This is a genomic window from Methylocaldum sp., from assembly GCF_035627495.1.
Classification (GTDB): domain Bacteria; phylum Pseudomonadota; class Gammaproteobacteria; order Methylococcales; family Methylococcaceae; genus Methylocaldum.
Window position 1 is genome coordinate 1 of record NZ_DASPLO010000009.1, and the last position, 9,527, is coordinate 9,527.

At 54.4% G+C, this 9,527-nt stretch carries 11 protein-coding genes; 6 read left to right on the forward strand and 5 right to left on the reverse strand.

All coding sequences use genetic code 11. The features are described 5' to 3' along the window. Positions 1–152 precede the first annotated feature (152 nt). Together mutY and VEB01_RS01070 are read left to right on the forward strand one after the other, a co-directional pair. Positions 153–1,220, forward strand: a complete 1,068-nt coding sequence (mutY, locus tag VEB01_RS01065) for an A/G-specific adenine glycosylase (protein WP_324872254.1) — start codon at positions 153–155, stop codon at positions 1,218–1,220. Positions 1,221–1,284: 64 nt separating this feature from the next. After that, on the forward strand, positions 1,285–1,557 hold the full coding sequence (locus tag VEB01_RS01070) for an oxidative damage protection protein (RefSeq protein ID WP_324872255.1): 273 nt from the start codon (positions 1,285–1,287) through the stop codon (positions 1,555–1,557). On the opposite strand, the gene VEB01_RS01075 is transcribed toward VEB01_RS01070, so the two are convergent. After that, positions 1,536–2,537: a L,D-transpeptidase family protein gene (locus VEB01_RS01075; RefSeq protein ID WP_324872256.1), complete on the reverse strand. Its 1,002-nt coding sequence runs from the start codon at positions 2,535–2,537 to the stop codon at positions 1,536–1,538. The two genes, VEB01_RS01070 and VEB01_RS01075, sit on opposite strands and share 22 nt — an antisense overlap. 4 nt (positions 2,538–2,541) lie before the next feature. Continuing rightward, positions 2,542–3,474: a recombination-associated protein RdgC gene (gene rdgC, locus VEB01_RS01080; RefSeq protein ID WP_324872257.1), complete on the reverse strand. Its 933-nt coding sequence runs from the start codon at positions 3,472–3,474 to the stop codon at positions 2,542–2,544. A 441-nt stretch (positions 3,475–3,915) separates the two neighbouring features. Between rdgC and VEB01_RS01085 the strand changes: the two genes are divergently transcribed. Both VEB01_RS01085 and VEB01_RS01090 read left to right on the forward strand, forming a co-directional pair. Then, the gene (locus VEB01_RS01085) at positions 3,916–6,342 is read left to right on the forward strand and encodes a Lon protease family protein (protein ID WP_324872258.1); all 2,427 of its coding nucleotides are present in this window, start codon (positions 3,916–3,918) and stop codon (positions 6,340–6,342) included. Further along, positions 6,335–7,096, forward strand: coding sequence for a universal stress protein (locus VEB01_RS01090; protein ID WP_324872259.1), 762 nt, complete (start codon positions 6,335–6,337; stop codon positions 7,094–7,096). The genes VEB01_RS01085 and VEB01_RS01090 overlap by 8 nt, the downstream gene beginning before the upstream one ends. A gap of 140 nt (positions 7,097–7,236) precedes the next feature. On the opposite strand, the gene VEB01_RS01095 is transcribed toward VEB01_RS01090, so the two are convergent. After that, on the reverse strand, positions 7,237–7,653 hold the full coding sequence (locus VEB01_RS01095; RefSeq protein ID WP_324872260.1) for a DUF4383 domain-containing protein: 417 nt from the start codon (positions 7,651–7,653) through the stop codon (positions 7,237–7,239). 352 nt (positions 7,654–8,005) lie between these two features. On the opposite strand from VEB01_RS01095, the gene VEB01_RS23265 reads away from it, so the two are divergent. Beyond that, positions 8,006–8,338: a four-helix bundle copper-binding protein gene (locus VEB01_RS23265; protein ID WP_475441219.1), complete on the forward strand. Its 333-nt coding sequence runs from the start codon at positions 8,006–8,008 to the stop codon at positions 8,336–8,338. Positions 8,339–8,568: 230 nt separating this feature from the next. On the opposite strand, the gene VEB01_RS01100 is transcribed toward VEB01_RS23265, so the two are convergent. Further along, positions 8,569–8,823: a hypothetical protein gene (locus tag VEB01_RS01100; protein WP_324872261.1), complete on the reverse strand. Its 255-nt coding sequence runs from the start codon at positions 8,821–8,823 to the stop codon at positions 8,569–8,571. A 187-nt stretch (positions 8,824–9,010) separates the two neighbouring features. Between VEB01_RS01100 and VEB01_RS01105 the strand changes: the two genes are divergently transcribed. Then, entirely contained in the window at positions 9,011–9,178 is a 168-nt protein-coding gene (locus VEB01_RS01105) for a hypothetical protein (protein WP_324872262.1), read from the forward strand. Positions 9,179–9,215: 37 nt separating this feature from the next. Here the strand turns inward: VEB01_RS01105 and VEB01_RS01110 are convergent. Beyond that, positions 9,216–9,527, reverse strand: a 312-nt coding sequence (locus VEB01_RS01110; RefSeq protein WP_324872263.1) for an IS4 family transposase, incomplete at its 5' end; no start/stop codon positions are given.

Sequence of the window (9,527 nt, forward strand, 5' to 3'; positions counted from 1 at the left end):
CAGTGCCTCCAGTTGTTCGCGTTCAGCGGGTGTGATGACCAGTTCGGCTTTCGGGCGGCCGTTTTTCATTGGGTATCTCCTCAAATCTAAAGACACCCAGAAATTAAGCAAGATTTATGCTACGTATTAATGGGACAGGACAATAGATTTGTATGCAAAATGAAACATTCCGAGCCGCCGTTCTTGCCTGGTTCGACCAATATGGACGCAAGCAACTGCCTTGGCAAATTGACCGAACACCTTACCGGGTTTGGGTCTCGGAAATTATGCTTCAACAAACCCAGGTTGTGACGGTTATCCCGTACTTCGAGCGCTTTATGGCGCACTTTCCTGATGTCGCTGCGCTGGCTGAAGCGTCTTTGGACGAGGTTATCACGCTTTGGGCCGGGCTCGGCTACTATGCGCGCGCGCGTAATTTGCACCGAACGGCCCGGATAATCGTGGAGCAGCATGATGGGCAGTTGCCGTGCACTCTTGAAGGACTGAGCGCTTTGCCCGGGATCGGCCGCTCCACGGCCGGAGCGATCCTGAGTCTTGGATCGGGTATCCGTGCGCCGATACTGGACGGTAACGTCAAGCGGGTCCTGTGCCGATATCGGGGCATCGAAGGCTGGCCCGGCGACTCCCAGGTTCTCGCTACACTATGGCAACTCAGCGAAGAATTAACGCCCGCGACCCGGGTGGCCGACTACAACCAGGCCATGATGGATATTGGAGCGACCGTGTGCGCCAAGCGGAAACCGGCCTGTTCCGCCTGTCCGGTCAGCTTGAATTGCATGGCGTTTCAATCTAAACGAACCGATGCCATCCCAGTGCCGAAGCCAAGGCAGGTGTTGCCTGTCCGGCGGTGTTTTATGTTGGTGTTAAAAAATGCCCATGGTGCGTTTTATCTGGAAAAGCGCCCACCCGCTGGGATTTGGGGCGGTCTTTGGAGCGTGCCGGAGTTTGATGACGAGGACGACGTGTTCGCTTGGTGCGCCAAACGGCATATCGATTGTTCCGAACTTGAGCACCTCCCTCAACGCCGGCATACTTTCTCGCATTACCATCTGGATTTTGTTCCGCTGGTGGCTTGCACGAATTCCGAGTACTACGGAATCGGCGAAACGTCGCCCTGGCGATGGTTCAAACCGGATGACACTGCCGGCCTCCCGGCGCCGGTACTAAAACTGGTGGAAGATGTTGCCGGGCAACGGCCGGCGGCGGAGCCCCCGGAGTGAGCGGAAGCGGATGACGCGATAACGAATCGAATTGAGTTTTAAGGCATTACTTAAGGGGTAGCTGATGACGCGACGGGTTAAATGCGCACGTTTGGGAATCGAAGCCGAAGGTTTAGAGAAACCGCCCTTCCCGGGAGCGGAAGGGCAGCGGATTTTTGACAACATCTCCGTTCAGGCATGGCAGGAATGGCTTAAACTCCAGACCATGCTGATCAACGAGCACCGGCTCACGCCTTTCGAGCCCGAAGCACGACAATTCCTTGCGAAAGAGCGCGAGAAATTTCTCTTTGGCGGCGGAGCGCACATGCCAGAAGGCTATGTACCGCCCAAAGCCTGAGTCGGCTCGGGAATCGGATCGGGAGACTTCGAGATCGCGACCGGAACACCGCTTGGCTGCTGTAGCGCTTGTTTCAGCGCCGCGCCATCGAGTACCACTTGTTGTCTGGCCGTTTTTTTCTCGATCATATCCATAGCCGAGTCGAGAAGCTGCTCGTAAGTCATACGGTCCTCGTCCAACGGCTGATGGACTTCCATATATAAAGTCCCGTCCGACCAGCCCAGCTTGACCGGCTGATTAACCAAGTGGACCGGGGTACCTACGTTGACTAACGGATAAAGCCGCTCGATATCCTCCGGATACATCCGGATGCACCCGTGGGTGACCCGCATTCCGATGCCGTAGGCTTTGTCGATGCCGGTGCCGTGGATAAGATAGCCGGGAACGCCCAGCCTTAGGGCGAAACGGCCGAGTGGGTTAAGAGGCCCCGCTGGAACCACGTCCGGCAGAATATCCCCATCGCGGGCATGTTCCTCCTTGATGGTTTCCGGCGGCCTCCAAACCGGGTCCTTCACTTTCTGTGCGATCTTGGTGGCTCCCAACGGCGTACGCCAATCCATTCTGCCGATGCTGACCGGATAGGTAATAACCTGCGTCGCTTTTGTTTTCGGTTGAGCCGGATAGTAGTAGAGGCGCATCTCGGGAATATTGATCACAACACCGGAATGCGGCGCATCGGGAAGAATAAATTGGCGTGGAACCAATACATCCTTACCGTCACCCGGCAACCAGCGATCGACGGTCGGGTTGGCCATGACGATCTCGTCCTGTCCGACGCTGAACTCCCGGGCGATATCGATGAGCGTGTCTTCATGCTTCGCCTTCGTATATTGAATTTCGCCGATAAGGTCGCTGCCGTTCGCCGGGAGTGCGAACACTTCCGCCATAGAACTCAGCGGAGCAACAAGCGTGAAGCTGACTACTAGCCAGCCCAGCGTCCGTTTTTTGAAATACGCCGGTTTAATTCTGTTTCGCGACATTGCGTTATTCCTGCACCACGGGTTGTTTAGTTTGAAGATTTTCGCCGCCAAAGAGTTCGATCAAGCGCGGCAGGAATGCCGCCAATTCAAGGCTCATGACTGCAAAATCCGCGTCGAAGCGCTCTACCGGATCGGAGGTCTCGACATCTGCCGCCTCTTCCTGAACCAAGTCCAGAAAACGGAGTTTCTTGATACCCAGCGCCTCGTCCAAAACAAAGCTTAGACGGTCGTTCCAAGTGATGGCCAATTTGATGACCTCTTTACCGGCTTCAACGTGATTCTGTATCTCCGGTGCGCTAAGGTCGTGGCGACGGCAACGCACGATGCCCCCGTCTTCTTCCGGAGACCGCAATTCGCACTCGCTTTCCAAAGTGATATCGGACGGTAAGGCGCTTTCGGTAATCCAGTGAGTCATAATCGCGCTGGGACGCTCATGGGTCGCAGGTGGAACCACCGGCAACGATCCGAGACTCTGACGTAGCAGCGAAGCGATTTCCTCGGTTTTCTTGGCGCTGGCGCTGTCCACGACAAGCCACCCGCCCTTCGGATCGATGTACGCGTAGGTGCGGCGACTGTGACTGAAGGCGCGGGGCAATAGATCTTGCATGACCTCATCGCGTAGAGCATCCCGCTCTTTCCGGCGCATCGGCCGCCCCTGCCGGTCCTCGATTTCGGCTACCCGTTCCGACAGAAGTTCGCTGACTACTGAGGCGGGAACGATTTTCTCTTCCTTTTGAACGCAGACCATCAGAAATCCGTTGGTGGCGTGCACCAGAGGCAAGGTATCCTTGCCGAGAGGCGCGCACCAGCCGTAACTGACGGGCTCCAGGCTGCCGCAAGGACGAAAGCGGCGCTGATCGAGCTGTTGTTCGAACTCCGCAACGTCCAGGTTGAACGGCTCGGTAAAACGCAATAGAGATAGGTTCTTAAACCACATAATTCCCGCGCGATAATTAAAAGGGGCAAATTATCGCGATTAGCACCTTTTTTGTCATCAACGCCATTTGGTTGCCATTAAGCCACGCCCGAAGAAATCCGGGCTATAGCATGCTCGTCACCGTGAGGGAGAATGAGCAAAGATATGCCTTTTCATATCACGATCGCCACCCATATTTCCGTCGCACTTACTCTCCACAGCGCTTGATGGGTTTGCCCTTTAGCGTGAGCTTACCAGGCTCGGGGAAATAATTAACATTGTCTTATTATTTGGAGAGCTGCATGCTGATCTTTGCCCAAGAATTAAGGCTTTTGAGTAGTACGCGGAGAAGTCGTCCTTTAGAAAGTATACTCACCATGTAGGGTCGCAAACGAGAAATTGCCACTCTTGTTGACGTATCTAATTATTTTAGACAATCCTCTTGAAGAATTGAGTAATTCCATGGGCAACCACCGACAGCCTCTCCCAGCGAGTGTTCTCTACAAAGCATGCAATCCACGGGAATTCGATTTCTCCACCACGGACGAATTGGCGGATATTGGCGTAGTGATAGGCCAGGAGCGCGCGTTGGATGCCATTCAATTCGGCATCTCCATTGCCCAGAAGGGATACAACATTTTCGCGCTAGGTCCGAGCGGGTCTGGAAAGTTGGCGGCGGTTACAGAAATCGTCAGCCGTGAAGCTGAAAACCAGCCGGTACCCGACAACTGGTGTTATGTGAACAATTTCGCCGAGGCCTCGAAACCCAAGGCTCTGAAATTGCCGGCCGGTCAGGGACCTTGCTTCGCCCGTGACATGGAGCAGGTTATCGAGGAACTCAGCACCGTCATTCCGGCCGCCTTCGAGGGTGAGGAGTACCGCAACCGCGCGGAGGAAATCGAGGAGGAAGCGAAGGAACGCGAGGTCAATGCCATCAATGAGCTACGCCGGAAATCCCTGGAGCACGACATCGCTTTGATTGAAACGCCCACCGGATTTGCGTTTGCTCCGGTAGACAAAAAAAGCGAGGTGCTGGGCCCCGAGCAATTCCAAAAGCTCTCGGAGCATCAGCAGCAACAGATTCAGGAGGCGGTAGCGGATTTACGCCACCAGTTGCAGAGGCTTTTGAAACAGTTTCCCGCGTGGCGCAAGGAAGCAAAAGATAAGCTAAAAGCGCTGAATCGGGAAATCGCCGAATTCGCCGTCAACCATTTGATGGACGACCTGAAGGCCCGTTATCAAGCCATTCCCGGTGTCGTCCAATATTTGGACGAGGCCCAAAGGGAAATCATCGACCACGCGGAAGATTTTTTCCCGAAGCAGGAAGGCGGCATGGCGGCGTTGACCGGACATGCGCCGCGGCCCAGTCCGTTCCTGCGCTACAAGGTTAACCTATTGGTCGATCATGGCGAGCGCAAACATGCGCCGGTTATATTCGAGAGCTTGCCCAGCCATAACAATCTCGTCGGACGGGTCGAATACCAAGCCTATATGGGAACGCTGATCACGGATTTCACGATGATCAAACCCGGTGCGCTGCATCTCGCTAACGGCGGCTATTTGATCCTGGACGCTCGGAAATTGCTGATGCAGCCTTTCGCTTGGGACAGTCTGAAACGCATTCTTGAATCAGGCGAAATCCGCATCGAGTCCTTAGAGCGAACGCTGAGCGTGATAAGCACGTCGAGCCTTGAACCAGAACCGATTCCTGTGAATCTAAAGATCGTTCTGATCGGGGATCGCATTCTTTACTACCTGCTCAATGTCTATGATCCCGAATTTCGCGAACTCTTCAAAGTTTCCGCGGATTTCGAAGAAACGGTCGATCGCGATGCAGACGGAAACGCGCTATATGCTCGCCTGATCGCCAGCCTGGCTCGACGGAACCAATTGCGGCCGCTGGACAAGGACGCGGTAATCCGAGTGGTGGAACATGCCGCTCGCTTGGTGGAGGATTCGGAAAAGCTGTCCACTCATCTGCGCAGTTTGGACGATCTCCTCAAAGAATCCGACCACTGGGCGGCGCAAGTGCAACGTTCTGTCATCACGCGGGATGACGTGCAAGCCGCGATCGATCACCAGATCCGTAGGGCTGATCGGCTCCGCGAGCGGATCTACGAGAACATCCGGCGCGGAACGATTTTCATAGACACCGCGGGCGCAGTGATCGGGCAAGTCAATGGGCTATCGGTTGTCAGTTTGGGTGATTTTGCTTTCGGCCAACCTTCCCGCATCACCGCCACCACGCGACTCGGCGCCGGTAAAATTTTGGACATCGAACGGGAGAGCGAACTGGGAGGGGCCATTCACAGCAAAGGCGTCATGATTCTGTCCGGTTTCCTGGCTCAGCGCTACGCGAAAACCCAGCCTTTCTCAGTGGCCGCCAGCCTTGTGTTCGAGCAGTCCTACGGCCAAGTCGAGGGTGATAGCGCGTCCGTGGCGGAACTTAGCGCGATTTTGTCGTCTCTGGCGGATTTGCCGATCCGTCAGTCGCTCGCCATAACCGGCTCGGTCAATCAACACGGACAGGTTCAACCCATTGGCGGGGTCAACGAGAAGATCGAAGGCTTTTTCGACATCTGCAAAGCGGCCGGGCTCAACGGAAAGCAGGGCGTTGTCATTCCCAACGCCAATGTCAAACATCTCATGCTGCGTCACGATATCGTCAAAGCTGCGGAATCCGGCACATTTCATGTTTACGCCGTCGACACCGTGGACCAGGCGCTGGAACTGCTGATGGATAGGTCGGTGGGTGAACGTGATATCACAGGCGCATTTCCGCTAGATAGCATCAACGGCCGTATCGAAAGGCGGCTCAAGGAGTGGATGGACATCCAGAAGGAGCTCAGGAGCCAAGAAAAAGCCGGGGAGAAAGATAATCATGGCTGAGGATGCTCCTATCTCCGAACGTGTTGTCGTCGCTCTGAACGTGCTGCGACATGATATGGGTATGCTCGAATTGGCGGCGCATCTGGCTGCGCGAAAGCAGGCCCGGCTTATGGCAGTTTATGTGGAGGAGACGAATCTAATTAATTTGGCTGAACTTCCCTTCGCAATGGAAGTGGATCGTATTTGCGCCGCTGAGCGTAAAGTGGATCAGCTGCGCCTGATGCGCGCCTTACGTTCTAGAAGCGAACAAGTTCAGCAGGCGCTCTACCGCCTGAATGAAAGCCTGCAAGTCGACGTTAGTTTCAAGACAGTGCGCGGACATTTCGTTTCCGCAGTCATGTCGCAGATTGAGCAAGTCGACATCGTTTTCCTTTCCAGGAGATGTGAGGCGTATAGAGACAGCACGACTCAAAAGTCTTCTACGTGCCCTATTTGGGTTTTGTTCGACGGCTCTAGAGAGTCTGAACGTGCCTTACAGATGGCTGTCGAATTAGCCGAACTGGAGTCTAGCCGGCTTTATATTGCCCTTCCCGCAAAGACGGACGCCGAATCAGAAACATTGAAACGGCAGACGTTGAAATGCTGTGTCCAAAGCGCGTCCGTACGATTTGTCACCGTCCATCCGTTTGATGCTCGGAATCTGTTGCATTCGATGCGGCGCACCGGTTGCCGTTTGCTGGTGGTGAAGCGCCAAGATGGCGATTTAAGTAGAGCCATTTCGGAGGCCGCGGCCTGTCCCGTGGTCTTGGTTTGACTCGTCGAATAGAACATAGTTAAGCCGAGACCGCGATGCAATTAACGAATGGCCGCGCGACGCGCCATCTCGCGGCCATTCGTTGAGTTATCGCCTTTAGTTAATGCTCGGGTGCTCAAATACCCTGAGCGGTTGGCAATTTACGTATGCCAGGCGTGTACCCGTGCCGGGCCGGCAAACCCGAAGTATGCCGCTACTGCTGCGCTCAATAAATGCAGCCAGGCGTCAATCCCATATATTGGAGCCAGTCCGAACAGCGTGTTCGTCGCCGGAATAAGCCCTAACAGGAATAGCACACCGAAAATCACCGCGTTGGCACGCGCAAAGGTCACGGCCCGAGGAAGACTCCGCGCGGCAAGAATACCCCAAACACCAATGCCTATATGTACCAAGTTATGAATTAAATTAACGGGAAAAATGCCAAGCAATCTGCCATAGCCAGCCTCTACAGCTAACTCGGGACCGCCTACAATCGGCTGCACAAGACCCGGAATAAAGCCAAGAATACCTACTATGACGTACAAGATGCCGAACACTTTGGCGAAAGTCTGAACCATGACACGTCTCCTTAATAACAATACTAAACACCCTACTTACTTACCCTCGAACTAAAGATGCCGCCTCCATGGACGGCGGCAACTCGGTATTTTTAATTCCGCTCCGCGGATTCCGAGGACAAGCTTATGTTGTCAGTTAGAGTTTCCGAAAAACGTCTAGTTCAGGCTATAAGGGATCTCTTTTTGTCTGCTGCGAAATCGAATTAGATCGATGAAAAAATCGTGTCGAGTTGCGTACTATTACCTATTCAAAAGTGAATATATCGCCTTCATCCTATTTCGAAGTACTCCGTTGACTCGAAGTTTGAGAGGTACCGATATGCTGACTCAAGACGTGTCTTCAACTGGTTCCATGCAATCCTGTATTGAACAATGTCTGGATTGCCACTCCATTTGCCTGGAAACGGTAACTCACTGTTTGGAAAAAGGAGGACCGCATGCAGAGGCCGATCATATTCGACTCCTCCTCGATTGCGCCGAAATTTGTCAGACTAGCGCGAACTTTATGCTCCGCGGTTCCGATCTACACACGCTAACCTGCGAAGTCTGCGCAGAAACATGCGAGCAATGCGGGGACAGTTGCGAGCAGTTCGAGAATGATCCGCAAATGCAGGCATGCGCGCAAACCTGCCGAAGTTGCGCTGACTCCTGTCAGGCTATGGCTGAGGAGGCGGGTGTTGAATGACGGTTTTTGGATAGCCTGAACCGAGCATCGTCAGCGGAATTCCCAATCTTAAGGATTCGGCTATCTGTCTGTCAGGAGGGCTGGATTATGCGCCAGTCGCCGCCCTTGCCCAATAAATGGGAAATCGACGAGTACCAGGAGTTTAACGTCCACGATTGACGGCGAACTCTTAGTCGGGTGCTGGCGTGTGGTGGTCATGCGCTAGGGAGAGCGCGGTAATCAGGAATCGACTACAAAAACCAGCCGAGAATGAAGAAAGCCGCTCCAGGAAACAACAAGGCGGCTCCCCACCAGGCACCGGCTATGATCGCCAGGATGCTGGCCGCGACTAGAACGGTGCCAGTCGCCTTCAACTTACCACTAAGGCGATAAATCGGGGCTGTTTCCACCGGGTGGGCAGGTTTTTCGGACCAGCCGCAACTGGGGCAGGTATCGGTTTGATCGGGAATTTGGGCGGCGCATTCGGGACATTTCACAAGGGCCATGATTGTACTCCGTCGGTTAATGAATTGAGCTTAGCGGAGATCCAGGTTGCCGACAACGGGCAAAGATCGACCACGCTTCAATATCTAGCTGAAAACTGATCCTGCCACCATTCCGTGGACACCTCATAGATGATGGAACCCAGAGGTCAACTACTGCAAAGACCCGAAAAAAGCGGCGGAATGGGAAATGCAACTAACCGACACTCCCGAAGTTCCCCTTATCGTCAAGCTCTATGCCTCACGGGTGAGCTTCTGCCACATGGTCGATCAAGGCCAAGTCAAACTCGAAGAAGCCATCCGGATCTGGGACATCCGAATATGCACGAAGCGTGAATGTGCGGCTGCTGAATGCTGAATAAAATGAAGCGCGGGTAATCCCCCCGTTTTTAACCTTACCTTTGCCCACATCTTTTTCTATGGCTTTTCGGGTTCAGAACCAGCCACATGTCCACCAGGTCATCGAGCCGCCGCAGGCCGCGCCAAACCACCGTCACGCCCGGTGGGCCCCCGCTACGGCGGCCTTGATAGCCGCCCAGTTCGGCAATCCACAGCGTCGCTTGGGTCAAGGTGGGCGGCCGCTTGGGCGGGGTCCGGGTTCGGCGCTTATAACACGCCAAGGCCTGCCACTGTTCCAGGTCCAGAAATACGTCACAGGGTAACTCCGGGGTCTCCCGGCTTTGCATCGTCAACCCCATCACGCGCCA